The organism is Acidovorax sp. Root70 (genome assembly GCF_001428225.1).
In the GTDB taxonomy this organism is placed as follows: Bacteria; Pseudomonadota; Gammaproteobacteria; order Burkholderiales; family Burkholderiaceae_C; genus Acidovorax.
In genome coordinates, this window is record NZ_LMHQ01000007.1 from 80,864 (window position 1) to 106,379 (window position 25,516).

The 25,516-nt window shown below is 65.4% G+C and carries 23 protein-coding genes; 15 read left to right on the forward strand and 8 right to left on the reverse strand.

Translation table 11 applies throughout. The features are described 5' to 3' along the window. Positions 1-46: 46 nt before the first annotated feature. The 4 genes from ASD94_RS05105 to xseB all read right to left on the reverse strand — a co-directional run bounded on the left by ASD94_RS05105 (position 47) and on the right by xseB (position 4,577). Positions 47-1,129 (reverse strand): TRAP transporter substrate-binding protein, encoded by a 1,083-nt coding sequence (locus ASD94_RS05105; RefSeq protein WP_056639479.1) that lies wholly within the window; start codon positions 1,127-1,129, stop codon positions 47-49. A 247-nt stretch (positions 1,130-1,376) separates the two neighbouring features. Beyond that, positions 1,377-3,272 (reverse strand): 1-deoxy-D-xylulose-5-phosphate synthase, encoded by a 1,896-nt coding sequence (dxs, locus tag ASD94_RS05110; RefSeq protein WP_056639481.1) that lies wholly within the window; start codon positions 3,270-3,272, stop codon positions 1,377-1,379. A gap of 91 nt (positions 3,273-3,363) precedes the next feature. Continuing rightward, positions 3,364-4,338, reverse strand: a complete 975-nt coding sequence (locus ASD94_RS05115) for a polyprenyl synthetase family protein (RefSeq protein WP_056639484.1) — start codon at positions 4,336-4,338, stop codon at positions 3,364-3,366. Continuing rightward, the gene (gene xseB, locus ASD94_RS05120; RefSeq protein WP_056639486.1) at positions 4,335-4,577 is read right to left on the reverse strand and encodes an exodeoxyribonuclease VII small subunit; all 243 of its coding nucleotides are present in this window, start codon (positions 4,575-4,577) and stop codon (positions 4,335-4,337) included. Before xseB ends, ASD94_RS05115 begins: the two co-directional genes overlap by 4 nt. 275 nt (positions 4,578-4,852) lie before the next feature. Between xseB and ASD94_RS05125 the strand changes: the two genes are divergently transcribed. The 5 genes from ASD94_RS05125 to flhC all read left to right on the forward strand — a co-directional run bounded on the left by ASD94_RS05125 (position 4,853) and on the right by flhC (position 9,326). After that, positions 4,853-6,007, forward strand: a complete 1,155-nt coding sequence (locus ASD94_RS05125) for an aromatic ring-hydroxylating dioxygenase subunit alpha (protein WP_056639488.1) — start codon at positions 4,853-4,855, stop codon at positions 6,005-6,007. A 140-nt stretch (positions 6,008-6,147) separates the two neighbouring features. Continuing rightward, on the forward strand, positions 6,148-7,059 hold the full coding sequence (locus ASD94_RS05130) for a DMT family transporter (protein ID WP_056639492.1): 912 nt from the start codon (positions 6,148-6,150) through the stop codon (positions 7,057-7,059). Positions 7,060-7,160: 101 nt separating this feature from the next. Further along, the gene (locus ASD94_RS05135) at positions 7,161-8,066 is read left to right on the forward strand and encodes a sulfurtransferase (protein ID WP_056639494.1); all 906 of its coding nucleotides are present in this window, start codon (positions 7,161-7,163) and stop codon (positions 8,064-8,066) included. 327 nt (positions 8,067-8,393) lie between these two features. Continuing rightward, positions 8,394-8,720, forward strand: coding sequence for a flagellar transcriptional regulator FlhD (gene flhD / locus ASD94_RS05140; protein ID WP_015015270.1), 327 nt, complete (start codon positions 8,394-8,396; stop codon positions 8,718-8,720). 45 nt (positions 8,721-8,765) lie between these two features. Continuing rightward, positions 8,766-9,326, forward strand: a complete 561-nt coding sequence (gene flhC / locus ASD94_RS05145) for a flagellar transcriptional regulator FlhC (protein ID WP_056639495.1) — start codon at positions 8,766-8,768, stop codon at positions 9,324-9,326. Between the two features lie 174 nt (positions 9,327-9,500). Here flhC and ASD94_RS05150 read toward each other — a convergent pair whose 3' ends face one another. Beyond that, positions 9,501-10,082, reverse strand: coding sequence for a FlgO family outer membrane protein (locus ASD94_RS05150; RefSeq protein WP_056639496.1), 582 nt, complete (start codon positions 10,080-10,082; stop codon positions 9,501-9,503). Beyond that, on the reverse strand, positions 10,079-10,813 hold the full coding sequence (locus ASD94_RS05155; RefSeq protein ID WP_056639498.1) for a hypothetical protein: 735 nt from the start codon (positions 10,811-10,813) through the stop codon (positions 10,079-10,081). Before ASD94_RS05155 ends, ASD94_RS05150 begins: the two co-directional genes overlap by 4 nt. A 176-nt stretch (positions 10,814-10,989) precedes the next feature. Between ASD94_RS05155 and ASD94_RS05160 the strand changes: the two genes are divergently transcribed. Further along, positions 10,990-12,309, forward strand: coding sequence for an AI-2E family transporter (locus ASD94_RS05160; RefSeq protein WP_056639500.1), 1,320 nt, complete (start codon positions 10,990-10,992; stop codon positions 12,307-12,309). A gap of 316 nt (positions 12,310-12,625) precedes the next feature. Next, on the forward strand, positions 12,626-12,919 hold the full coding sequence (locus ASD94_RS05165; RefSeq protein WP_056639501.1) for a hypothetical protein: 294 nt from the start codon (positions 12,626-12,628) through the stop codon (positions 12,917-12,919). 195 nt (positions 12,920-13,114) lie between these two features. Here ASD94_RS05165 and ppc read toward each other — a convergent pair whose 3' ends face one another. Beyond that, complete coding sequence (ppc, locus tag ASD94_RS05170; protein WP_056639502.1) at positions 13,115-15,904, reverse strand: phosphoenolpyruvate carboxylase; 2,790 nt, start codon at positions 15,902-15,904, stop codon at positions 13,115-13,117. Between the two features lie 128 nt (positions 15,905-16,032). On the opposite strand from ppc, the gene hemC reads away from it, so the two are divergent. The 8 genes from hemC to ASD94_RS05210 all read left to right on the forward strand — a co-directional run bounded on the left by hemC (position 16,033) and on the right by ASD94_RS05210 (position 23,317). Then, a complete protein-coding gene (gene hemC, locus ASD94_RS05175) occupies positions 16,033-16,965 on the forward strand; it encodes a hydroxymethylbilane synthase (protein ID WP_056639504.1) in 933 nt (310 codons plus the stop codon). Position 16,966: 1 nt separating this feature from the next. Beyond that, positions 16,967-17,794, forward strand: coding sequence for a uroporphyrinogen-III synthase (locus ASD94_RS05180; protein WP_056639708.1), 828 nt, complete (start codon positions 16,967-16,969; stop codon positions 17,792-17,794). Further along, the gene (locus tag ASD94_RS05185) at positions 17,791-18,924 is read left to right on the forward strand and encodes a uroporphyrinogen-III C-methyltransferase (protein WP_199226300.1); all 1,134 of its coding nucleotides are present in this window, start codon (positions 17,791-17,793) and stop codon (positions 18,922-18,924) included. Before ASD94_RS05180 ends, ASD94_RS05185 begins: the two co-directional genes overlap by 4 nt. Positions 18,925-18,928: 4 nt before the next feature. Continuing rightward, positions 18,929-20,206 carry a heme biosynthesis protein HemY gene (locus ASD94_RS05190; protein WP_056639506.1) on the forward strand — a complete coding sequence of 426 codons (1,278 nt, stop codon included), beginning with the start codon at positions 18,929-18,931 and terminating at the stop codon, positions 20,204-20,206. Positions 20,207-20,566: 360 nt separating this feature from the next. Further along, on the forward strand, positions 20,567-21,139 hold the full coding sequence (locus ASD94_RS05195) for a cytochrome b (RefSeq protein WP_056639508.1): 573 nt from the start codon (positions 20,567-20,569) through the stop codon (positions 21,137-21,139). An 81-nt stretch (positions 21,140-21,220) separates the two neighbouring features. After that, positions 21,221-21,796, forward strand: coding sequence for a YceI family protein (locus ASD94_RS05200; protein WP_056639512.1), 576 nt, complete (start codon positions 21,221-21,223; stop codon positions 21,794-21,796). Positions 21,797-21,918: 122 nt separating this feature from the next. Next, positions 21,919-22,494 (forward strand): YceI family protein, encoded by a 576-nt coding sequence (locus ASD94_RS05205; protein ID WP_056639514.1) that lies wholly within the window; start codon positions 21,919-21,921, stop codon positions 22,492-22,494. A gap of 199 nt (positions 22,495-22,693) precedes the next feature. Next, entirely contained in the window at positions 22,694-23,317 is a 624-nt protein-coding gene (locus ASD94_RS05210) for a VOC family protein (RefSeq protein ID WP_056639516.1), read from the forward strand. A gap of 223 nt (positions 23,318-23,540) precedes the next feature. Here ASD94_RS05210 and ASD94_RS05215 read toward each other — a convergent pair whose 3' ends face one another. Beyond that, positions 23,541-25,400, reverse strand: a complete 1,860-nt coding sequence (locus ASD94_RS05215; RefSeq protein WP_056639518.1) for a M48 family metallopeptidase — start codon at positions 25,398-25,400, stop codon at positions 23,541-23,543. Between the last annotated feature and the right edge of the window lie 116 nt (positions 25,401-25,516).

Here is a 25,516-nt window from a genome sequence, read left to right on the forward strand (position 1 = left end):
GGTTTTCTGATCGGTATGCCCTGCGGCTTGCGCCGCAGCCAGGCAATCAGATCTTCTGGGCGGACATGAAGGTGTCGTAGCGGGCTTCAGCAAAGCGGAACCACAGAATTTGGTCGCGCTGGAACGCACGCATGTCGGCGTAGATCTTCTTCCACTCGGGGCTCTTGGCGTCGTTCTCGGCGAACACTTCCATCGAAGCCTTGAACGAAGCGTCCATCACGGCTTGCGAGAAAGGCAGCACCTTGGTCTTGGCAGCCACGAGTTGCTTCAGGGCCGTGGGGTTCAGTGCGTCGTACTTGGCCAGCATGTCCACGTGGGCCACGTTGGTGGCTGCTTCGATGATGGCCTTGTTCTCAGCCGACAGGCCGTCAAACGCCTTCTGGTTGACGAAGAAGTCCACTTCAGGACCGCCTTCCCACCAGCCGGGGTAGTAGTAGAACGGAGCGACCTTGTTGAAGCCCAGCTTCTGGTCGTCGTACGGACCCACCCATTCGGCGGCGTCCAGCGTGCCCTTTTCGAGGGCCTGGTAGATTTCGCCGCCAGGGATGCTCTGGGGCACAGCGCCCAGCTTCTGCATCACTTCACCGATCAGGCCGCCACCCAGGCGCATCTTCATGCCCTTGAAGTCGGCAGGCGACTTGATTTCCTTGCGATACCAGCCACCCATCTGCGTGCCGGTGTTACCACCTGCGAAGCTGATCATGTTGTAGCCGCCGTAGAACTCGTTCATGAGCTTGCGGCCGTTGCCATGCAGCATCCAGGCATTCATCTGGCGGGCATTGAAGCCAAAGGGCACTGCCGAGCCCAGCGCAAAAGCGGGGTTCTTGCCGTAGAAATAGTAAGGCACCGTGTGTGCCATTTCCACGGTGCCTTGTTGCACGCCGTCCACCACGCCGAAGGGAGGCATCAGCTCGCCACCAGCGTGCACGGAGATTTCAAACTTGCCGCCCGACATGGCCTTGACGGCCTTGGAGAACACATCAGCGCCGCCATAGATGGTGTCCAGCGACTTGGGGAAGCTGGAGGCCAGACGCCAACGAATGGCAGCCTGGGCGTGGACGGCGGGCGCAGCGCCTGCAGCCAGCACACCGGCAATGCCGGCGTGCTTGATGATTGAACGACGATCCATGAGGTTCTCTCCGATATATTGATTGCAAAACTTGGCCCGCACGCGTTGTGCACGGCCGGCCAAGGACATGTTTCAGCCGCGACCATTGTAGGAACATGACCCGGCGGACTTTTGCGGGTTTTCCCGCGAAAATCCCCTGCCATTGCCGACCTTCAGGGTTCTGCAAGCATCTGCGCGACAGTGGTGCGGAGCCGCCCCGGCGGAGCGAACCAGACAGGCGAGATGCTGCGCCTGCTGCCCTGTGGACTCAGTCCGCGCTGCTGGACAAAAACCGCGCGGCAATCGATGCGCGGATACCGGTCGCATCGAGCCCTTGCTGCGCCAGCAACTTGGCCGGGTCACCGTGCTCGATAAACACATCGGTCAGGCCGAGCTGCAGCACGGGGCGCACGAGGCCCATGGCGTTGAGCGCCTCGGTCACTGCACTGCCCGCCCCGCCCATGATGGCGCCCTCTTCCACCGTGACGAGGGCGTCGTGGCGCTCGGCCACCTCGCGCAGCAAGGCCTCGTCGATGGGCTTGGCCCAGCGCATGTTGACCACGGTGGCATCGATCGCCTCGCCCACTTCCAGCGCGGGATACAGCAAGGTGCCAAAGGCCAGGATGGCAATGCGGGGCGCCTTGCCGTCCGGCTCGCCCTTGCGCTCACGGCGAATCTCGCCTTTGCCGAAGGGCAGGCCATCGAGCGCTGCGAGCGGCGCCACGCCCGCGCCGCTGCCGCGCGGGTAGCGCACGGCCACGGGGTGGTCCTGTTCAAACGCGCTGCTGAGCAGCTGGCGGCATTCGCGCTCGTCAGCGGGGCAGGCCATGCTCATGTTGGGAATGCAGCGCACGAACGGAATGTCGTAGGCGCCTGCGTGCGTGGCACCGTCAGCGCCCACCAGGCCAGCACGGTCCAGGGCAAACACCACGGGCAGGTTTTGCAAGGCCACGTCGTGGATCAACTGGTCGTAGCCGCGCTGCAAGAAGGTGGAGTAGATGGCCACCACGGGCTTCACACCCTCGCAGGCCATGCCGGCCGCGAACGTGACAGCGTGCTGCTCGGCAATGCCCACGTCGTAGTAGCGGTCGGGAAAGCGCTTTTCAAACTCCACCATGCCCGAGCCCTCGCGCATGGCCGGGGTGATGCCCACCAGGCGCGTGTCCTGCGCCGCCATGTCGCACAGCCACTGGCCGAACACCTGGGTGAAGGTCAGCTTGGGGGGCGTGGCCGGCTTGGTCAGGCCCACGCTGGGGTCGAACTTGCCGGGGCCGTGGTAGGCCACAGGGTCGGCCTCGGCCAGCTTGTAGCCCTGGCCCTTCTTGGTGACCACGTGCAGGAACTGCGGGCCCTTCAAGCTCTTGATGTTCTCCAGCGTGGGGATCAGCGAGTCGAGGTCGTGCCCGTCGATGGGGCCGATGTAGTTGAAGCCGAACTTCTCGAACAGCGTGGCGGGCACCACCATGCCCTTGGCCTGCTGCTCGAAACGCTTGGCCAATTCGAGCAGGGGCGGTACGGGGCGCAGCACGGTTTTGCCCACGTTCTTGGCGGCCGCATAGAACTGCCCGCTCATCAGCTGGGCGAGATAGCGGTTGAGCGCGCCCACGGGCGGGCTGATGCTCATGTCGTTGTCGTTGAGCACCACCAGCAGGTTGCAGTCGGCCACGCCCGCGTTGTTGAGTGCCTCGAACGCCATGCCAGCGCTCATCGCGCCGTCGCCGATGATGGCCACCGCGTGGCGGTTGTCGCCCTTGCGCTTGGCAGCCAGCGCCATGCCCAGCGCGGCCGAGATGCTGGTGCTGGAATGCGCCGTGCCAAAGGTGTCGTAGATGCTCTCGGCGCGCTGCGGAAAGCCCGAGATGCCGCCCAGCTGGCGCAAGGTGTGCATGCGGTCGCGGCGACCGGTCAGGATCTTGTGCGGGTAGGTCTGGTGACCCACATCCCATACCAGGCGGTCTTCCGGGGTGTTGAAGACATGGTGCAGGGCCAAGGTCAGCTCTACCGTGCCCAGGTTGGAGCTGAGGTGGCCGCCGGTCTGGGAGACGCTCTGCAGCACGAACTCACGCAGCTCGGTCGCCAGCACCTTGAGGTCCGCGCGCGAGAGCCGACGCAGGTCCGCCGGGTCATTGATGGTCTGCAGCAGGGGAAAGGGTGTCGTGGACATTGACTATTCTTTTGATAGCTACCAGCGCAATAGATTCAAGCACTAGCAGGCATTTGGACATTGATTGAGTCGCCAGGGACCAGGACGGTGCTCAGTGCGAGCGGCGCACGACCATGTCCGCCAGGGCTGCCAGCGCACGGGTGTCCGGTAAATCACTGCGACCCAGGGCCGCATGCGCCTCGGCCAGCAGCTCCTGCGCGTAAGCCTGCGCACGCTCCAGACCGAGCAACGACACGTAGGTGGGTTTGTCTGCAGCAGCATCCTTGCCCGCCGTTTTCCCCAGGGTGGCAGAGTCGGCCACCACATCCAGAATGTCGTCCACCACCTGGAACGCCAGCCCCATGGCAGCGCCGTAGTCGGACAGTGCCTGGTAGGCCGTGGGCGCTGCGTGGCCACACAGGGCCCCCATGAGCACGCTGCCTTGGAGCAGCGCGCCGGTCTTGAGGCGGTGCATCTGGCGCAGCTGCGCCTCGGTCAGCGCCACGCCCACACTGGCGAGGTCAATGGCCTGCCCGCCCGCCATGCCGGCCGAGCCCGCAGCCCGCGCCAGCAGTCGGCACAGGGCCGCCTGCGTGGCGGCGGGGATCAGGGTGTTGTCGGGGGTCAGCAGTTCAAATGCGAAGGCCTGCAGGGCATCACCCGCCAGCAGGGCCTGGGCTTCGCCAAACTGCACATGCACGGTGGGCTTGCCACGGCGCAGCACGTCGTTGTCCATGCAGGGCATGTCGTCGTGGACCAGCGAATAGGCGTGGATCAGCTCCACCGCGCACGCGGCCCGCAGGGCAGCTTCGTCCAGGGCTGCATGCACCGCCGCGCCCTCAGGTGCAGCGGAATCCGAGGGGCCGCTGCGTGCCGCCTCGTACGCAGCCAACACCAGCAGGGGCCGCAGGCGCTTGCCGCCATCCAGCACGGCATAGCGCATGGCGTCGCCCAGCCCCGCCGGGGCGCCATCGCCCACCCACCGGGACAGGGCCTGCTCCACGCGGGCCAGGTGGTTCTGACTCCAGAGATTCGTATCCAGGGGCTGACTCGCCACCGTCGATGGGGTCATTGGCAACGCGCTCATTCCTGGTTCCATGGTTGCAGCTGGCCGTCGTCCAGCACCTTGATCTGGTCCTGCACGGCATCGAGCCGGTGGCGGCAAAACGCCAACAAGGTGGCGCCGCGCTGGTAGCCTGCCAGCATCTGGTCCAGCGGCAGCTGGCCCGATTCGATGCGGGCCACAAGTTGCTCCAGCTCCTCCAGGGCTGCCTCGTAGCTGGCAGGTTCGGCGGGAAGAGCGGGTGTTGCAGGGGCCTTGGGCATGGAGGGGGCGGCAGTGCGCGGATGAAAAACCGATGATTTTAGGCGCAGCGCTGTGGCCCCCGTGTCAGACAGGGGCCGATCCGTGGGGGGCCTCTATTTTTGATGGAACCAGTGTTTTGTATTCACGTAGCGGGGGTGCGGGAATAACCCCACCGCCTATAATCCCATTCCCGTCGAGCCGGCTACCACCCTAGCCGGTTTTCTTTTTCCCGATGCGTCTTCCCGGGCGCACCTCCCGCACTCTCTCTGTGGGGAGTCTTTAGGTCAGGTCACCCATGTCTGATTTAAGTCTTCAACTGCAGCAGGCCGCAAGCCAACTACCAGTTTCGAGCTACTTTGACGATGCGCTGTTCCAGCGCGAGCTGGAGACCATCTTCCAGCGCGGGCCCCGTTATGTGGGGCATCAATTGGCTGTGCCCAACGCGGGCGACTTTTACGCACTGCCCCAGGAGGGCGAGGGCCGCGCCTTGGTGCGCAACGCCGAGGGAGCCATCGAGCTGGTGTCCAACGTGTGCCGCCACCGGCAGGCGGTCATGCTCAAGGGCAAAGGTTCGCTGAACACCCAGCAAAAGGGCAGCGCGGGCGGCAACATCGTGTGCCCGCTGCACCGCTGGACATACAGCCCCAAGGGTGAACTGCTGGGTGCCCCCCATTTCGCGCACGACCCGTGCCTGAACCTGAACAACTACAAGCTGCGCGAGTGGAACGGCCTGCTGTTTGAAGACAACGGCTACGACGTGGCCGCCGACCTGGCCCAGATGGGCCCGCGCGCCGACCTGGACTTTGACGGCTACGTGCTCGACCACGTGGAGCTGCACGAGTGCAACTACAACTGGAAGACCTTCATCGAGGTCTATCTGGAGGACTACCACGTCGGCCCCTTCCACCCAGGCCTGGGCAGCTTCGTCACCTGCGACGACCTGCGCTGGGAGTTCGGAACGAACTACTCCGTGCAGACCGTAGGCGTGGCCAACCGCCTGGGCAAGGCGGGCAGCCCCGTGTACGAGCGCTGGCACGAAGCCCTGCTGGCCTACCGCGAGGGCAAGCCGCCCAAGCATGGCGCCATCTGGCTCACGCTGTACCCGCACATCATGATCGAGTGGTACCCGCATGTGCTCACGGTGTCCACGCTGCACCCCATCAGCCCGACCAAGACGCTGAACATGGTGGAGTTCTTCTACCCCGAAGAAATCGCCGCGTTCGAGCGCGAGTTCGTCGAAGCACAGAAGGCCGCCTACATGGAGACCTGCATCGAGGACGATGAAATCGGCGAGCGCATGGACGCCGGCCGCAAGGCCCTGCTGGCACGCGGCGACAACGAGGTGGGGCCCTACCAGAGCCCCATGGAAGACGGCATGCAGCACTTCCACGAGTGGTACCGGCAGACCATGGGCAGCGGCACCCTCGACCCTGCCGCAGCAAAACGCTGAATACGGCGGCAAAACCCCGCCAATCTGCAGGCCCACCATGGCCTGCTCTCATTACAATAGCTGCCAGTGCTTAAAAAATAAGCGCTGGCAGCTATTTTCATTTCTGCACCGCTGGTGCAAACCATAAAGATCACAACCCGATGCAAGCCCTTTGGATGGTGTTGGCCGCGTTCCTGTTTGCCAGCATGGGGGTGTGCGTCAAGATCGCCTCGGACTTTTTCAATTCGGCCGAGTTGGTGTGCTACCGGGGACTGATCGGCATGTTCATCCTGTGGCTGCTGGCACGCTCGCAGAAGGTGACGCTGGCTACGCAATACCCAGGCATGCACGCATGGCGCAGCCTGGTGGGGGTGGCGTCGCTGGGCGCCTGGTTTTATGCCATTGCACACCTGCCGCTGGCCACCGCCATGACCCTCAACTACATGAGCAGTGTGTGGATTGCCGCCTTTCTGGTGGGCGGCACGCTGCTGGCCTGGCGGCCCTCCGCGGCCACGCCCCGGCCGGCCCTGCAGGGGCCGCTGGTGCTCACCGTGCTCGCCGGGTTTGTGGGCGTAGTGCTGATGCTGCGCCCCAGCCTGGACCAAAACCAGGCCTTCGCCGGGATGATCGGACTCATGTCCGGCCTGTCGGCCGCCTTTGCCTACATGCAGGTGGTAGCGCTGTCGCGCCTGGGTGAGCCCGAGTCGCGCACCGTCTTCTACTTTGCAGTGGGCTCCGCAGTGGCGGGTGGCGTGGCCATGCTGTTCACCGGCATGTCAGACTGGCCGGGCTGGCAAGCGCTATGGCTGTTGCCCATTGGAGTGCTGGCGGCTGGCGGCCAGCTGTGCATGACGCGCGCCTACGCCAGCGCCAAGACCCAGCGCGGCACGCTGGTGGTGGCCAACCTGCAGTATTCAGGCATCGTGTTTGCCGGCATCTACAGCGTGGCCCTGTTTGGCGACAAGATTCCACCCATCGGCTGGATCGGCATGGCCCTCATCGTGGGCAGCGGCATTGTGGCCACCATCCTGCGCGCGCGGGCTGCGCCGGGGGCCCCCGCCGAAGAACACTGACCGATACAAAAACCCATGCGCACTGGCCAGGACATACGCCATCGGGATAGCCACAATGGGGGCCTCTCCGTCCTGCCAGTTGCTTTGCACCTGATCTGCCGATGACCACCTACACCACGCTCATCTCCGCCCCCGACCTGCAAGCCCTCATCGCCAGCGGTGCACCGCTGATGGTGTTCGACTGCAGCTTCGAACTCATGCAACCGACGGCCGGCGCGCAGCAATACGCGCAGGCCCACATCCCCGGTGCGGTGTACGCCAACCTCGACAACGACCTGAGCGCCAAACATGGCGCGCCCGGAGCCGCCGGCACCTTGACGGCCCAAGAGGCCGATCAACCCGCATCGGGCGGCCGCCACCCGCTGCCCAGCCGCGAGCGTTTTGCCATGTGGCTGTCCAGCGTGGGTTTTGCCAACAACATGCAGGCCGTGGTGTACGACCGCCAAGGCGCCAACTACTGCGGCCGCCTGTGGTGGATGCTCAAGTGGGCGGGCCACGACGCGGTGACCGTGCTCGACGGTGGGCTGCAGGCCTGGCAGGCCGCCGGCGGTGCGGTCCACAGCGGCGAAGAACCCTCGCACTTCCAGTCCCACTTTGCACTGAACGAACCCTTGCGCCAGCTGGCCACGGCCGGTGATGTGCTGGCCCGCCTGCAGCGCCCCGCAGACCAGACCGTGATCGACGCCCGCGCAGGTGCCCGCTACCGGGGGGAGGTGGAGCCGCTGGACCCGGTGGCCGGCCACATTCCCGGCGCGCTCAACCGCCCCTTTGCCGAGAACATCGGCGCCGACGGTCGTTTCAAGCCTGCCACCGTGCTGCGCGCAGAGTTCGACGCCTTGCTGGCGGGTCGTGACCCCGCGACCGTGGTCCACCAGTGCGGCAGCGGCGTGAGTGCCGTGCCCAATCTGCTGGCCATGGAGATTGCGGGGCTGGGGCACACCGCCCTGTTTGCAGGCAGCTGGAGCGAATGGTGTTCAGACCCCGCGCGCCCGGTCGAAAAGGGTTGAACAGCGCTGACCGCGGGGCGTAACGGACGCCGCGAGTTGCAAAAGCGCAAAAAAGATGGTTTTGCAGGCGCTATCAAAACCATGAGCAGAATTCAGGGGCCAGTGCCTGCCAATGCAGCAGACGCGGCCCCCTGAAAAGCCAGCCAACGCCTGATCTGCGTGTAGGGCAAATTCCTACACAGCCCACCGCAAAACCAGACGCGCGGCACAGCCAAACCCCGACTTAATTTCTGATTGGGGCGGTTTCACAATCCATTTCAACGGATCACGCAAAACCTGCAGTCAGCAGGCAACGCAAGACCCGGTACTGGAAAAAAGGAAGCCGCCATGACCAACGAACAAATCCTCGCTGAAATCCGCGAAGCCAACCTCACCTACCTGATGCTGGCCCAAACCCTGATCCGCCAGGACAAGGCCGAAGCGGTTTTCCGTCTGGGCATGAACGAAGAGTCTGCCGATATTCTCGCTTCGCTGTCGGCAGCGCAAGTGATGAAACTGGCCTCCCGCAACACGCTACTTTGCAGCTTCCGCGTGGACGACAACCTGGTGTGGAGCTTGCTGACCAACCACTCGGCCAAGAAGGTGGGCAACGACGCCACCAACACCCTGCACGCCAACATCCTGATGGCCAGCCGCGTGTCGGAAGTGCTCTGAAGCATTCGTCTGCCGCCTCGTTCCAGTTTTCACCGAAAGCCCGCCATGTCCTCCACGACCACTGCCGCCAAAGCCCCCGTCAAAAGCGTTCTGAACGAATCCAAGCAGATCGAACGCGCAGCCATGCTGATCCAGATGGGCGCCCGCATGCAGGTGCTGGAGTCCGAGACCACGCTGTCGTATGAACGCCTGATCCGCCTGTACAAGGAGATCGCTGGCAAGTCGCCCTCCAAAGGCCAGTTGCCCTTCTCCACCGACTGGTTTCTGACCTGGCAAGAGAACATCCACAGCTCGCTGTTTTTGAACATCTACGAATACCTGTCCAAGGGTGTGGACCTGGACTCGGTGGAGCTGCTGACCAAGGCCTACCGCCTGTACAACGAACAAGTCGCCACAGCCGAAATCGAGCCCCTGCTGTCCTTCACCCGCGCCTGGCGCCTGGTGAAATTTGTGGACGCCGGCATGCTGACCCGCACCAAGTGCAGCCAGTGCAGCGGCCAGTTCGTGACCGAGCTGTACGAAAACCGCCATTTCACCTGCGGCCTGTGCAACCCACCCGCCCGCGCAGGCAAGAGCAAGACCGCCGGCGCGCTGATGCTGCATTGATGCCTTGGCGTGATCTTTTGAGCCAAAAAGCGCTCAATGCGCTAGTGCGTATTGCCGAGATAGCTATCAATTAGATAGCGAACAAAAAAGACCCCATCGGGGTCTTTTTGCTTTCCGCTTTCTGCTGTCTGCCGATGGAATGGGATGCAAGGCAGAACACCGAACCGGGTCCCATCAACGCCCGGCCAGCAAGGTCCGTACATTCTCGTCCGCAGGCACCGCGTAGTTGTGTGCCGCAATCACCTGGTTGCCCACCGGGTTCACCAGCTTGAGGCTGATGTACACCACCGAGGCCGACACCGCGTACGTGCCCACCACCACGGCCTGCGCGTTCTGGGCCTGGCTGACCTCCCGCACCTCACGCGAGAGCAGCAACTCGCCCTGCTCGCGATGCAGCACCAGGTTGTCACGCAGCTTCACCTCCGTCACGCGCAGCCCGCGCTGCACCATGCGCCCCGCGATCTGTTCCGAAAAGATGCGCCCCAGCCGCGACGATTCATTGAGCCGGTCCACATTCACCAAGGTGGCCACCAGCAACGGCTGGCTCGCATCCAACGGCGCGCTGAGCAGCAGGGCATCCGTCGCCCGTTCGTTCACCTCGATCAGGTCGGTGCGCGATATGCCGCCCGCACGATCACCGTAGTAGTAGCTGTGGACTGGATTGGTTGAGCAGCCCTGCAATGCCAGGGCCGACATCGCGATCATGCCCAGGCACCACACAGACCTGAGCTTGCCGGGTTGGAAACGGCGCATCATGGTGCAACCACCCGCCAGGTTTTGACCGGGGTGGGTGGAGGAGGCGGTGGTGACGGAGGTGGTGGCAGCTGCGTCTTGTACAACGGCGAATCATCGGGTTCGACGTAGTAAACGTCTGCTGTGCTCGCCAGATAGCGGTCGCCGCTTTCGAGGGAGGTTGTGATGAGCACCTCTGTGCGCGTCGGCCCGCCTGCGGCAGATCCGTCGATGGCGTATTGCGTGAGGTCCGTCACAGCGCCAAGAGTGGCAACCCCCGCCAGCATGGACCCGACGCCCTGGTGAAACAGATACCAGTCCCGCGCCACGCCCACGCCCAGTGCCAGACGCGTCCAAGGCATCGGCCCCAGGCTGTGCACACGGGCATTGTGCTGGACTACCTGGGTTTCAAAAGCGAGAGTGACCGCCGTGGGTTGCGTGGACAGCACCACCCCGCGATCCAGCAGGCGCGTGATCAGCAGCTTGCGAAAGCCGTTGTTGAAGCTGGTGTCGCCGGGGCTCGGAGCGAGATAGATGGGGTACTCGCCGGCTGGCCAGGCACTGATCTTGCCGGCAATGCGGCCCGCTACGTCGTCGGCCAGCACATCCCAGTGGTGCACGGCGCGCGCTTTCTTCTGGTCGGTGGCCGGATAGTTGTCGGCTCGCGGGACATCCAGCGACGAGCATCCGCCCAGCAACACCGCCAGTGCTGCCGTCGCGAACATGCGCCCACGGAGGGAGTGTTGAGGATTCATGCGCACACGCCCCTTGTCATGTTGTGATGCCGTCCAATTGCATCGCATCATCCTAATGGCCTCGGCAAAGCACCATCGCGGGAACAAAGCCCGTTTTCCGTCGCACTTTGCCAACGCCGCCGGCGATGGGATGGCCACCTACAAAGCCAGCCACTGGGCTGCCGCACAATCCGCCCATGACCGCGCCCTCTGCCGACATCCACACACCCCAGCCTCCATCGGCAACGGCTGGCGACGCTCCCCAAGCCTCCGATGAATCGTTGAGCAGCACGGCTGCGCAAGAAGCGACGGGCACGCCACGTGCCGACGGAGCCGCTGCCATGCCCCCATTGATCGACGTGGATACGGCGACCGCCCCCATCGCAGCGCCGCACCAACCGGCCATGGCGGCCCCCCTCATGCTCCACATGCCCGTGGACGTGCGCAACCTCTCGCTCGCCCTATTGGCATTGTTCGCCAGCGTCGCGCTGCTGCACTGGGCCAGTGCAGTTTTCATCCCGATCATGCTGAGCCTGCTGCTGACCATTGCGCTGCGGCCTGCCGTGGAGATGATGGCCCGGTGGCATGTGCCGCGGGCGCTGGGGGCGGGAGTATTGCTGGTGGCCATCGTTGCCGCGCTGGCCAGCACGGCCTGGTCGCTCAGTGACGGGGCCGCGCAACTGGTGGACTCGGTGCCCGTCGCCGCCAAAAAGGTGCGTGACAACCTCAAGGCGCGCGCGGGCGGCAGCAGCCCGCTGGACACCGTGCAGAAGGCGGCCACTCAGATCGAGCAGGCCGCCAACGAAAACAGCGCCGCCAGCACAGCGCCCCGCCGGGGCGTGCAGCGGGTGATCGTGGAGCGCCCACCTTTCAACATCCGCGACTACCTGTGGAGCGGCACCATGGGCCTGATGTCGGCCCTGGGGCAGCTGATGGTGGTGGTGTTTCTGACCTACTTTGCCCTCGCCTCAGGCAACCTGTTTCGCGACAAGCTGCTGCGCATTGCAGGCACCAGCCTGGAGCGGCGCAAGGTCACCATCCACGTGCTGCAGGACATCACGCAGCAGATACAGCGTTATCTGCTGCTGCAGGTGTTCACCAGCGTGCTGGTCGGCCTGGCCACTGGCGTGGCCTATTGGGCCTTGGGCCTGGAGAACGCAGCCGTGTGGGGCGTGGTGGCCGCCGTGCTGAACCTCGCACCCTACATCGGCTCGGCGCTGGTCACGGGCGCATCGGTCCTGGTGGCGTTCCTGCAGTTCGGCACGCTGGACATGGCCATGGCCATCGGTGGCGCGTCGCTGGTCATCCACACCCTGGTCGGCAACCTGCTCACGCCATGGCTCACCAGCCGCACCAGCAGCATGAGCCCCGTGGCCGTGTTCGTCAGCGTGTTGGCATGGGGCTGGCTGTGGGGCCTGTGGGGACTGCTGCTGGGCATCCCGGTGATGATGGCCGTGAAGGCCGTGTGCGACCGGGTGGAGGATCTCAAGGCGGTGGGCGAGTTGCTGGGGGATTGAGAGACGACGCAGCAAGGCCGCCAACGCGGCCTGAGGAACGCGTCGCCACGCCGCCGGGCGATCAGTTCTCGTCCCCGCCCAGTACCGTGTCAGCCCCACATCAAGGCGCTCTGTCGTGACCCAGGTCGACTCATCTATTGTTCTCAATACTGGAACAGTTAGTTTGCGACTGTGTGGTTTTTCCCTGAACACCATCGGCGTACAGTTCATCCCATCGATGAGCCGAACCCGCAAGGCGACTCACCGAACCCGGTTCAGGAATGGTTTTTGACCCGGCTTTTTTGAGACGCTTTTTTAGCTTTTAAGGATTTTCATCATGAACAAGACCGCTCGTTTCCTCTCCGTCGCCGCTGTTGCCGCTTTCGCAGCCTTTGGCGCCCATGCTGATGAAGCCGATGGCTCGCAATTTGCCCTGAAGTTCGACACGAACCGCACCCGCGCTGAAGTGGCTGCAGAAGCTGTTGTCGAAGCCCGCACCCACAACATGGAACCCGCAGGCTCGCGCGTGGTGACCTACAAGTCCACCGCTGACCGCGCTGCCGTGCGTGCCCAGGCTGCCGAAGCTGTGCGCACCGGCCAGATCCCTTCGGGTGAATTCAGCGCCATGTAATTGACGCAGTTGCGGGACTTCCCATGGTGGCGGCACTTTGCATTTGCGGGTGCTGCTGCCATGGGAGGTGTTTTAGACACACGCTCCCGCACTGGCCAAACAAACGGGGCTCCCATTGGGAGCCCTTTTTGTTATGGGTGCGCGTCGCTCAGGCAGCGGTCAGGGTGCGAAGGATCGAACTGCTTTGCGGTCCGATCAGCCCGTATTGCGCAGCCCCGCCGCAATCCCGTTGATGGAGATGTGAATCCCGGTCTGCACCCGATCGTCGCCCTGCCCTGCGCGCCAGCGGCGCACCAGCTCGACCTGCAAGTGGTGCAGCGGATCGATGTAGGGGAAACGGTGCTTGATGGACCGCGCCAGCGCCGTGTTGTGCGTCAGGCGCTGCTTGTCGCCCGTGATGCGGGTGAGCGCATCGGCCGTGCGGTGCCACTCGGCCTCGATGCTGGTGAACACCTTTTTGCGCAGGCGGGCGTCGGTGACGAGTTCGCTGTAGCGCGAGGCCAGGGCCAGGTCGCTCTTGGCCAGCACCATGTCCATGTTGGACAGCAGGGTGCGGAAGAACGGCCACTGGCGGTACATCTTCTGCAGCAGCGCCAGTTGGGCCTTGGGGTCCTTGCCTTCGGTGTTGATGAAGGCTTCCACCGCCGAGCCAAAGCCGAACCAGCCGGGCAGCGTGAGACGGCATTGGCCCCAGCTGAAGCCCCAGGGAATGGCACGCAGGTCTTCGATCTTCTGGCTGGCCTTGCGCGAAGCAGGGCGCGAGCCGATGTTGAGTTCTGCGATCTCGCGGATGGGCGTGGAGTTGAAGAAGTAGTCGGTGAAGCCAGGCGTCTCGTACACCAGCGCACGGTAGCTGCCCATGCTGGCCAGCGAGAGCTGCGCGGCGGCGTCCAGGAAGGCCTTGGTCGCAGGCTTGGTGGGCTGCAGCAGGGTGGCTTCGAGCGTGGCGGCGACCAACGTCTCCAGGTTGCGCCGGCCGATTTCAGGGTTGGCGTATTTCGAGGCAATGACCTCGCCCTGCTCCGTCAGGCGGATCTGCCCACGCACGGTACCGGGGGGCTGGGCCAGGATGGCCTGGTAGCTCGGGCCACCGCCCCGGCCCACGGTGCCGCCCCGGCCGTGGAACATGCGCAGCTGGATGCCGTGGCTGGTGGCGAGTTCGTCGAAGAGTTCGACGAGAGCGATCTCGGCGCGGTACAGCTCCCAGTTGCTGGTGAAGATGCCGCCGTCCTTGTTGCTGTCGCTGTAGCCGAGCATGATGTCCTGCTCGCCCCCGCTGCGCTGCACCAGCGCGGCCACGCCGGGCAGGCTGTAGAACTCGCGCATGATGGGCGCAGCGTTGCGCAGGTCTTCGATGGTCTCGAACAGCGGCACCACGATGAGGTGGTTCTTCGATTCGGCATCGAGCGTGCCGTTCATCAGGCCCACTTCCTTCTGCAGCAGCAGCACTTCCAGCAGGTCGCTCACCGTTTCGGTGTGGCTGATGATGTAGTGGCGGATGGCCTCGTGACCGAAGCGCTCGCGCATCACGCGGGCGGTTTCAAAGATGGCCAGCTCGCCCAGGGCGTGGGCGGAATACTCGGCACCCACCACACGCAGCGGACGCGCGTCGTTCAGCAACTTGACAAGCAGGGCGCGCTTGGCGGCTTCTTGCAGGCTGGCGTAGTTGGGTTCGATGCGCGCCTTGGCCAGCAGCTCGGCCACCACTTCTTCGTGTTTGTCGGAGCTCTGGCGCAAATCCACCGTCGCCAGGTGAAAGCCAAACACCTGCACGGCGCGGATCAGCGGGTGCAGGCGCTCGGCGGCCAGGGCCTGGCCATGGTGCGACTGGAGCGAAGCCTCGATCACGCGCAGGTCGGCCAGGAACTCTTCGGCGCTGGCGTAGGCGTTTTGGGGCACCACGGCGTGGCGCGCGGCCTCGCCTCCGGTCAGATCCTTCAGCGAGGCAGCCAAGCGCGCATAGATACCCGTGAGCGCGCGGCGGTAGGGTTCGTCCACCCGGTGTTCATTGGTGTCGGGCGAGCGCAGGGCCAGGGCTTCCATCTCGGCCGACACCTGCACCAGGCGCGCCGACAGCGACAACTCGCCCCCCAGGTAGTGCACCTCGGTCAGGTAGTGGCGCAGGGCCACCTCGGCCTGGCGGCCCAGGGCGTATTGCAGGGTCTGTGCGGTGACGTTGGGGTTGCCGTCGCGGTCGCCGCCAATCCATTGGCCCATGCGCAAGAAGCTGTGCACGGGGTACTGGCCCAGTTCGTTCTCCAGGTCGGCATAGATCTTGGGGATCTCGCGCAGGAAGGTGGCTTCGTAATAAGAGAGCGCGTTCTCGATCTCATCGGCCACGGTGAGCTTGCTGTAGCGCAGCAAGCGCGTTTGCCACAGCTGGGCCACGCGGGCGCGCAGCAGGGCTTCGTTGGCCGCCAGTTCGCGCGGGGTCAGCGCGTCCTTGGCGCTGTTGTAGAGCTGGGCGCGCACTTGTATGTCGTCGCGCGTGGCCAGCAGCTGGGCGATGTCGCGCTCGGCGTCCAGAATGCTCTTGCGCTGCACTTCGGTGGGGTGGGCGGTGAGCACGGGGGCCACGTAGCTGCCCGCCAGCGTCTGCGATATGGTCTTGGGCGCGATGCCGGCCCAGCGCAGGCGCGACAGGGCGACTTCGATGCTGCCCTCTTGCGTGTCGCCCGCACGCTCGTGCACGGCGCGGCGGCGGATGTGGTGGCGGTCTTCGGCCAGGTTGGCCAGGTGGCTGAAATAGGTGAAGGCGCGGATCACGCTCACCGTCTGGTCACCCGACAGGGACTTGAGCAGCTTCTTGAGCGCGCGGTCGGCCTCTTGGTCGGCGTCGCGGCGGAAGGCCACCGAGAGCTTGCGCACCTGCTCCACCAGCTCGTAGGCGTCCACGCCCTCCTGTTCACGGATCACATCGCCCAAAATGCGGCCCAGCAGGCGGATATCGTCAATCAGGGGCTGGTCCTTGTCGGATCGTTTCATGCAGGAGTCTCCGGGATGGGTGGGATGGCCTGGCGCCGAAAGCCCGCAGGGCCGCAGGCCGCACCAGCCCCAGTGCGGGCGCATGCTAGCATCCTGGGCCCCTGAATAATTACAAACAGGTTACGAACTTGAGCCCCTCCCAAACGCCCACTATCGTCATCGCCACCCGCGAAAGCCGCCTGGCGCTGTGGCAGGCCGAACACGTGAAAGCACTGCTCGAAGCCCGTGGCCACAGCGTGCAACTGCTGGGCATGACCACCAAGGGCGACCAGATCCTGGACAAGTCCCTCAGCAAGGTCGGCGGCAAGGGCCTGTTTGTGAAAGAGCTGGAAGTGGCACTCGAAGAAGGCCGTGCCCACATCGCCGTGCATTCGCTCAAGGACGTTCCCATGGAGCTGCCCGAGGGCTTTGCCCTGGCCTGCGTCATGGAGCGCGAAGACCCGCGCGACGCTTTTGTCTCGCCCCACTACGAGAGCCTGGACGCCCTGCCGCAGGGCGCCGTGGTGGGCACATCGAGCCTGCGCCGGCAGGTGCTGCTGCAAGCGCTGCGGCCCGACCTGAAGATTGAACCCTTGCGGGGCAACCTCGACACCCGCCTGCGCAAGCTGGACGAAGGCCAGTACGACGCCATCGTGCTGGCCGCCGCAGGCCTCAAGCGCCTGGGGCTTGAGGCCCGCATCCGCGCCACGTTTGCCCCCAGCGCCATGCTGCCTGCCGCAGGCCAGGGCGCATTGGGCATCGAGGTGCGCAGTGACCGGCAGGATCTGATCGACGCGCTGGCGCCGTTGGCCCACCAAGCCACCTGGCTCACCGTGGCCGCCGAACGGGCCGTGAGCCGCGCCATGGGCGGCAGCTGCTCGATGCCGCTGGCCGCACACGGCACGTTCACCCAGGACGTGCTGCAGCTGGACGCCGCCTGGGGCGAGCCCGAAGACAAGACCCCCTTGGTGCGCGCACAGGCCAGCGCGCCTGTCACCACGCTGGCGCAAGCCGAAGCACTGGGCGACGCAATTGCCCAGCGCCTGCGCGCAGGCGGTGCCCGAGGCGTGGCACCGGCCTGACATGGCCGCAGCAGCCCCCCGGGTGATCGTCACGCGGCCCGACCGCGAAGCCGCCCACTGGGTGGAGCAGCTGGGCGCCCACGGCATTCAGGCGGTGGCGCTGCCCCTGATTGCGATAGGCCCCTGCACCGACGCTGCCGCGTTGCGGGCCCTGGACGCCGCCCGCGCCAACCCCAGTGCCTACCGCGCCCTGATGTTTGTCAGTGGCAACGCCGTGGTGCACTTTTTTGATCAAAATCGCCCTGATGCGCCGGATTTTCATGCCTTTGTAGCTACAAAAACAAGAGCATGGGCACCCGGCCCCGGCACGGCCCGCGCGCTGGAGCAGGTGGGCGTTCCGCGCAGCGCCATCGATGGGCCCGCGCCAGATGCCCCGCAGTTCGACTCCGAAGCCCTGTGGCAACAGGTGGCCCCCCAGGTGCGGCCCGGCGACTGCGTGCTGATCGTGCGGGGGCGCTCGGCCACGCCGCAAGGTGCGCACGAATCCCCCCAGGGCAATGGCCGTGACTGGCTGGCCCAACAGATCGAGGCACGGGGTGGCCAGGTGGAGTTTGTGGTGGCCTACCAACGTGGCGCGCCCCACTTTGCGGCGCACGAGGTGGCGTTGGCGCAACAGGCGACGCAAGACGGCTCCATCTGGCTGCTGAGCAGCTCCGAGGCGGTAGCCCACCTGGCCCAGACCCTGCCGGGCCAGCACTGGGGCGCTGCGCAGGCTCTGGCCACCCACCCGCGCATCGCCGAAGCGGCCCGTGCAGCGGGCTTTGGGACGGTGAGGGAATGCCGTCCAGCGCTAGAAGACGTGGTGGCCTCGATAGAATCGGGCGCATGAGTTCTGCGTCCCCTCACGATCTACCGCCCACACCCCCAGCAGCCCCTGTGGCCGCCGCCGTGAGCGCGCCAGCCGTGAGCCCCGCCCCCTCTCCTGCCGCGCCCGCTGCCGCCACTGGCAGAGGTGGCGCCACGACCTTGCTGGTGGGTGCCGTGGCGGTGGCCGCGCTGGTCAGCAGCGGCCTGCTGTGGCAAAAGCTCAGCGCCATCCAGGAGCAGCTGGCCCGGCAATCGGCCGACTCAGGGGCCTTGGCCATCGAGGCCCGCACCATGGCCCGCCAGGCCGAAGAGCAGGTGCGCGACACGGCCGCTCGCCTGTCGGTGGCCGAAGCTCGCGTGAGCGAGGTGGCCTTGCAGCGCAGCCAGCTCGAAGAACTCATGCAAAGCCTGTCGCGCTCGCGCGACGAAAACCTGGTGGTGGACATTGAATCGGCCATCCGGCTGGCGCAACAGCAGGCCCAGCTCACAGGCAGCCTGGAGCCCCTGGTGGCCGCGCTCAAGAGCGCCAACCAGCGCATCGAGCGCTCCGCCCAACCCCGCTTGGCCCCGGTGCAGCGTGCCATCGGCCGCGACCTGGACCGCCTGACCCGTGCCACCGTGACGGACACCGCTGGCCTGCTGGCCCGCCTGGACGACCTGGTGCGCCAGGTGGACGACCTGCCCGTGCTCAATGCCGTGGCCCAGGCCGCCTCGACCAAGCGCTTGTCCACCGGCCCCGCAGCGCCTGGCAGTGCCCCCGCCCCCACCGACGGCCTGGCCTGGTGGCAGGCGGCCCTGCAGCGCAGTTGGGAGGTGGTGCGCGACGAAGCCCGCAGCCTGGTGCGCGTGAGCCGCATCGACCAGCCCGAGGCCATCTTGCTGGCCCCCGAGCAGACCTTCTTCCTGCGTGAGAACCTCAAGTTCAAGCTACTCAATGCGCGCCTGGGCATCCTGGCCCGCCAGTTCGAGTCGGCCCGCGCCGATTTGGCAGCAGCCACCGCCGCGCTCAACAAGTATTTCGACCCCGCTTCGCGCCGCACGCAGAACGTGGCCTCCATCCTGCAGCAGGCACAGGCCAGCATGAAGGCGGCCGAGCTGCCGCGCCTGGACGAAACCCTGGCTGCACTGGCCACTGCAGCCGCCGGGCGTTGACGATATGCGTGCTGCACTTTGGCTTTTGGCGCTGTTTGGTGTGGCTGTGGCTGCCGCACTGTTTGCGGGCAACAATCAGGGCACCGTCACCCTGTACTGGCCGCCGTACCGCATCGACCTGTCGCTCAACATGGTGGTGCTGCTGCTGGTGGGTGGCTTTGTCACCGTTTATGCGGCGCTGCGCGCGCTGGCCGCTTTGCTGGAGCTGCCGCACCAGGCCCGCCGCTGGCGTGTGCAGCAAAAAGAGCGTGCCATGCACGGCGCGCTGCTCGATGCGTTGACCCATATGCTGGGCGGCCGGTTCATCCGCTCGCGCAAGTCCGCCGTGGCAGCCCTGTCACAAGAACACGCCCTGGAGGCCAGCGGCGAAGCAGTGCCCCACGGCAAGCAGCTGCGGGCCCTGGCCCACATGATTGCCGCGGAGGCCTCGCACGCCCTGCAGGACCGCGCCACGCGCGAAAGCCACCTGCAGGACGCGCTGCAGGAAGCCCCCATGCGCGGCTCCATCAACGAGCAGGAAATGCACGAAGGCGCCCAGATGCGCGCTGCCCGCTGGTCGCTGGACGACCGTGACGCCAGCGCCGCCCTCGACCGGTTGGCGGCGCTGCCCCAGGGCGCGGCGCGCCGTACGTTGGCGCTGCGCATCAAGCTCAAGGCCACCCGGCTGGCCCGCCAGACGCAAGAGGCGCTGGACACCGCGCGCCTGCTGGGCAAGCACCGCGCGTTCTCGCCCAATGCGGCGCAGAGCATCGTGCGCGGCCTGGCCACCGAACTCATCAACAGCGCCCACGACACCGCCCAGTTGCAGCAGACCTGGCTGTTGCTGGAAGCCAGCGAGCGCAACATGCCCGAGCTGGCCATCCACGCCGCCGAGCGGCTGGCCAGGCTGGGCGGCGATGCCACCCAGGTGCGTGCGTGGCTGCTGCCCGTGTGGGAACGCATGGTGGACCTGCCCGACGCCCTGGCCGAGCAACACGCCCTCAAGCTGGTGCGTGCGCTGGAGGCGGGGCTGGACGCGCTCGACGGCCCCTGGCTGGCCCGCATCGAGTCGGCCCAGCAAGCCAATCCGCGCGACGCCCGCCTGCAGTACCTGGCCGGCATGGCCTGCCTCAAACGCCAGCTGTGGGGCAAGGCCCAGCAGTTGCTGACCCAGGCCGCCCAGCAGCTGACCGATCCCCAGCTGCGCGCCAGCGCCTGGCGCCATCTGGCTGAACTGGCCGAGCAGCGGGGCGACGACAGCGCCGCCGCCAGTGCCTGGAAACAGGCCGCACAGGCCCGCTAACCCGGGCTGGGCGAGGGCGCGGTGGCGCCGGTGCCCACGGCACCGCCCATGCTGCATGGCGATCACGGCATGTCATGCAGTCATATCCCTTTTTGCCACGGGGGGGCATCGATGCACCCAGCCGTGCCTTGCCAGTGCCCGGACCCACCGGCGCGGCAGAAATTGCACAGCATTGGGGAACTTTGAGCGCTCAAGACCTATCGATTCAATAAATTTGAATTGAGGCATCAATCTGCCTGAAGCAGACCGTGGGCAGCGCTTTCTACACTGCCCCATGACCCCGCCGTTGTGCCGCCGAGTCCGGCGGCCGTTGCAGCCTTTGATCACCTTCCTTTTTTGCACTGACCTCCAGATTCGCTGATGACAGCCACTGCCACCACGACCCTCGCCGCCCCACGCCGCTACACGCGCACCGCCATGCTGTTGCACTGGGTGCTGGGCCTGGCGCTGATCGCTCTGTTTGGCGTCGGCGTGTACATGGCCGACTTGCCCTTTTCGCCCCAACGCCTGAAGCTCTACAACTGGCACAAATGGGCCGGCGTGACGATCCTGGTGCTCTCGGCGCTGCGCCTGTTGTGGCGCGCTACACACCGCCCCCCGGCGCTGCCGGGCGCGGTCGAGAAGTCCATGCCTGCCTGGCAAAAGCTGGCGCACCACGGCACCCACCATCTGCTGTATGGGTTGTTCTTTGCCGTGCCACTGATTGGCTGGGCCTACAGCTCGGCGGCGGGGTTCCCCATCGTGTTCCTGGGCCTGTGGCAACTGCCCGACTTCGTGCCCGTCAGCAAGGACCTGGCCGAAGCCATCAAGCCCTGGCACCAGTACACGGCATTTGCGCTGGCAGCGCTGGCGGTGCTGCACATCGCAGCAGCACTCAAGCACCAGTGGATAGACCGCGACGGCCTGCTCTCGCGCATGCTGCCCTGGAAATAAAACGCGTCCTTGTCGCCTGCGACGCGTTCATCCGAACCGCTGCTACAGCCTTTACCTTCTGAGTTTGAACGGAGTTTCTGCATGAACGTGTCTTCTACCTTCTCCCACATCGTGCTGGGCGCCGCCCTTGCGATGGGCGCGCAGGCCGCACTGGCCCAGCAGCAGTTGGTGCCCGCCCAGAGCGAGGTGCAGTTCACCGCCCGCCAGATGGGCGTGCCGCTGGAAGGCCACTTCAAGAAGTTCAGCGCCCAGGTGGCGTTTGACCCGGCCAAGCTGGCCACCAGCAAGATCGCTTTCACGGTGGACACCGGCAGTGCCACGCTGGGCTCGCGCGAGACGGATGCCGAGCTGCCCAAGCCCGCATGGTTCAACGTGCCCAAGTTCCCGCAGGCCCAGTTCGTGTCGTCCAGCATCAAGGCGCTGGGCGGCGGCAAGTTTGAAGTGGCGGGCGCGCTCACCATCAAGGGCAACAGCCAGAACGTCGTGGTGCCCGTGACGCTCACCCAGGCCGGCCCCACCACCACGGCCACGGGTGCACTGCCCATCAAGCGGCTGGCCTTCAAGATCGGCGAAAACGAGTGGGCTGACACCTCGATGGTGGCCGACGACGTGCAGGTCAAGTTCAAGCTCGCGCTGACCGGCGTCGGCAAGCTCTGAGCCCCGCTGGACCGCATCCCACCCGGAGCCCTCGACCAGCTTTCGCGGCACGCGGGCGTGACTCCCGGTGCCGCGCCCCCCTTTTCCCTTGTCCTTTCCTTTTTGATCCTTCAGGAGTTCCCATGCGCAAGTCCCTCTTCGCCCTGGCTGCCGCCGCCACCCTGTTCGCTGGCGCCGCCCAGGCCCAATCGGCCAACTACGCCATCGATCCGACGCACACCTTTGCTGCGTTCGAGATCAGCCACTTTGGGGCAGCCGTGAACCGTGGCCGCTTCGACAAGAAGGAAGGTACCGTTCAGCTCGACAAGGCCGGCAAGTCGGGCAAGGCCGAGATCACGTTCGACGTGACCTCGGTGAACACGGGCACCCCCGCGTTTGACAAGCACCTGCAAAGCGCCGACCTGTTCGACGCATCCAAGCACCCCACGATGAAGTTCGTGTCCAGCAAGTTCGTGTTCAACGGCGACAAGGTGGCCAGCGTGGAAGGCCAGCTCACGCTGCTGGGCAAGACCGGCCCCCTGACCCTGAAGGCCAACCAGTTCAACTGCTACGAAAGCCCCATGCTCAAGCGCGAAGTGTGCGGCGGCGACTTTGAAGCCACCATCGACCGCACCCAATGGGGCATGAACTATGGCGTGGAATGGGGCTTCCCCAAGAACGTGCGCCTGGTGGTGCAGATCGAAGCCGTGAAGCAGTAAAGCAGGCCACGGGGCAGCGGCGCCGCCTTGCGCCGCCCTGCCACCCGCTCTTTGCGACCAGCCACCCGTGCGCCATGCGCCGGGTGGCTTTTTCTTTGGCCCTGCGTGTTTCCGTCACTTTACCGGGCAATTAAAATTAACTTAACGTAAATCAATTACGAATAGTAGAATTGCAATCACCGATTTGAGGAGACTCTGCATGAACGCCGTTCTGAACCCGACCGACCTGGCCAGCCTGCCCGCACCCGCCGCCATCCAGCAGTTGCACCACTACGCCTACAAGGCCCGCGATGCCGAGGAAACGCGCCAGTTCTATGAAGACGTCCTGGGCCTGCCGCTGTACCACATCATCCAGAGCGACTACGTGCCCAGCACCGGCGAGTACTGCCCCTACACCCACTTCTTCTTTCGCCTGCAGGACGGCTCTTTCATCGCCTTTTTCGACCTGGGCGACGACGTGAAGGCCGAGCCCTCGCCCAACACCCCCCTGTGGGTCAACCACATCGCGTTCCGCGTGAACACCGTGCAGGAGCTGGAGAACACCAAGCGCCGCCTGGAAGCGCACGGCGTGGAAGTGCTGGGCGTGACGGACCACCACATCTTCAAGAGCATCTATTTCTTCGACCCCAACGGCATCCGCCTGGAGCTGTCGGCCCAGCTGGCCAACGACGAGCAAATGGAAAAAGACAGCACCGTGGCCCACACCCGTCTGCGTGAGTGGACGGCGCGCAAGGAGCAATGGCGCAAGGAACGCGCCGAAGGCAAGGTGGCAGCGCCGCTCAAACCCCAGCAGAACGACCGGCCGGAGTTTGTGCGCAAGTAAGCCGATCTGACCCAGACGCCCAACTGGCCAGGGGTTGTGGGGGCCTGGGGTGCTTGCCAAGCCTCTGGCGGTGCAGCACCCCACGGTCCACGGGGTTGGCTGCGCTGGATGGGGCGCGCGGCCCCGTCACACGGCCATCCGACCGCCTTGCATGGAATTTTTTGGCCCTACAGCGCTGAAGCGCTACATCCTATTACCTCTGCAGCTATACAAAATATAGCAATTATCCCGCTGCCTGTTGCTGCGCCCGCATGATCTGGTGGCGCTGCCAGTAGTGGCTGACCACAGCGTTGAACTGGTCCTTGTCCTTCTTGAGGCCGGGCAGCTTGATCTTGCTGGTCTTGGCGCCCAGGCCCAGGGCGTTCTTCTCGGGGTGGGTCACGATGAGCGCGTTGCCAAAGCTGCTTTCCTTGAATTCCAGACCCTTGACGGCATCCCAGAACACCGTGGTCTCATCCGCCGAAGTGCGGATGCCTTCAATGCTCACCTCCACCGTCGCATCGCCCTTGAGGGCAAACACCACAGGCGGAAAGTACTGCAGCACCAGGGCCCGCTCCTGGTCGTTGGCGGGCTCGTAGCGATAGGCCAGGCTGCGTTCGTGGTCTTGCGCAAACTGCTGTTCGTAGGCGCTCCACAGCCGCTGCTCAATCGCGTCGGCGGTCAATATCTCCTGCACCCAGGTGGTGGCAGGCGCACGCACGGCAATCGCGCCGTAGTCGCGCTCTTTCAGGGCCATGCCCACGTTGCGCAGGCGCTCGGGCATGGCGGGGTGTGAGTCGAAGGGGTGCGGCACATTGGCCGTCTTCATCGCATCCACAAAGTCGGGCGACGCCGCGTACGGCGCCAGGCCCTGGGCCACGAAGCTGGCAATGCCCAGCGTGCTGTTGTCGTGCCGCTCGTTGCGGCCGAACAGTTCGTCCTCGATGCGGTAGCGGTACTGAGCGTAGGCGGCAATCTTGACCAGCGACTGTGCGATTGCCGCCGGGCTCACCAGCTTGGCCGCCAAGCGGTCGGCCTTGAACTCGCGCTCGCGGCTGTCGCTGGCCAGGGCGATCTCGAAGATGGTGCGGTACAGGTCCAGCAGCGGCGACGCCATGGCCGACAGCCCGCCGGTGCGGATGGCATGGCGGTAGTGGTCAAACTGCACCAGCTTGGGCCCCAGCTGCGCGCTGCGCCGCGTGTCGCCCCCGCGCAGGTGGGCCAGTTCATGGCCCAGCACGGCGTCGGCCTCGGTCTGGTCCAGGATGCGCAGCAGCGGCAGGCTCACAAACAGCGTGCGGCCCGTAAGGGTTTGCTGGCCCACGGTGATCGGGGCCTCGGTCACAAAGAAGTTGGCATCGATGCCAGCCACGATGTGCCGGGGTGGCTCGGTCTTCAGGCGCTGCGCCAGGTGGCGAATGCGCTGCCACAGCAGCGGCGCATCGGCCTCGGCCACCAGCTCGCCCACCACCTGGTTGCTGGACTGCACCCGCTTGAAGATGCCCGCCACCGCCACCAGCACCCCGGCCCCCACGGCAAAGCCTACAAACAGCACCAGCTTGGGCGAGTACTTGTGGAAGAAAAACGCGGTGACCCAGAACGACAGCCACACCGCCATCGTCCCTTGCACCACCAGCGCCGTGGCGCTGGCCCAGGACGTCAGCCGCCAGCCCGCCACAAAGCTCGCGTACTGCAGCTTGCGGTCGGCAAACGCCAGCGCCCCCAGCCCAAGCACCGCCAATAGCAGCGCCGCGCTGGCCACCAGCGTCCACAGCGACAGCTTGCGCGCGATGTGAAACTGCCAGACATCGGAGAAGGTGTCGCAGAGCGCCTCGCGGTATTCGCGGGCGTCGGGGTCTGCATTGCTGCAAATGGTGGACGGCGGGTTGCTGCGGTAATAGTCCTTGCGCGCCTGCTTCTCGTCGGCGGGCAGGCCCTTTTCGGCATCGATGCGCTGGCTGATGCCGGCCACAAAACGGGCGTCCTGGTCGGTCTGGGCATGGCGGGTGAACACGTAGGTCACCGCAGGCACCAGAAACAGCGCAAGCAGCGCATAGGCAAAGACCTTGACCAGGCCCAGGCGCCAGGCAGATTGAAACGTCATAGGTTCGGATGGTTGTGACGGCCTGGCTCCGTGGCGCCGGAGGGCTGAACACCCCCGCAGGCCACCGCACCAGTCCTTGTTCTAAATCGTGATCCTTAGAGCGGCTAACAAAACTC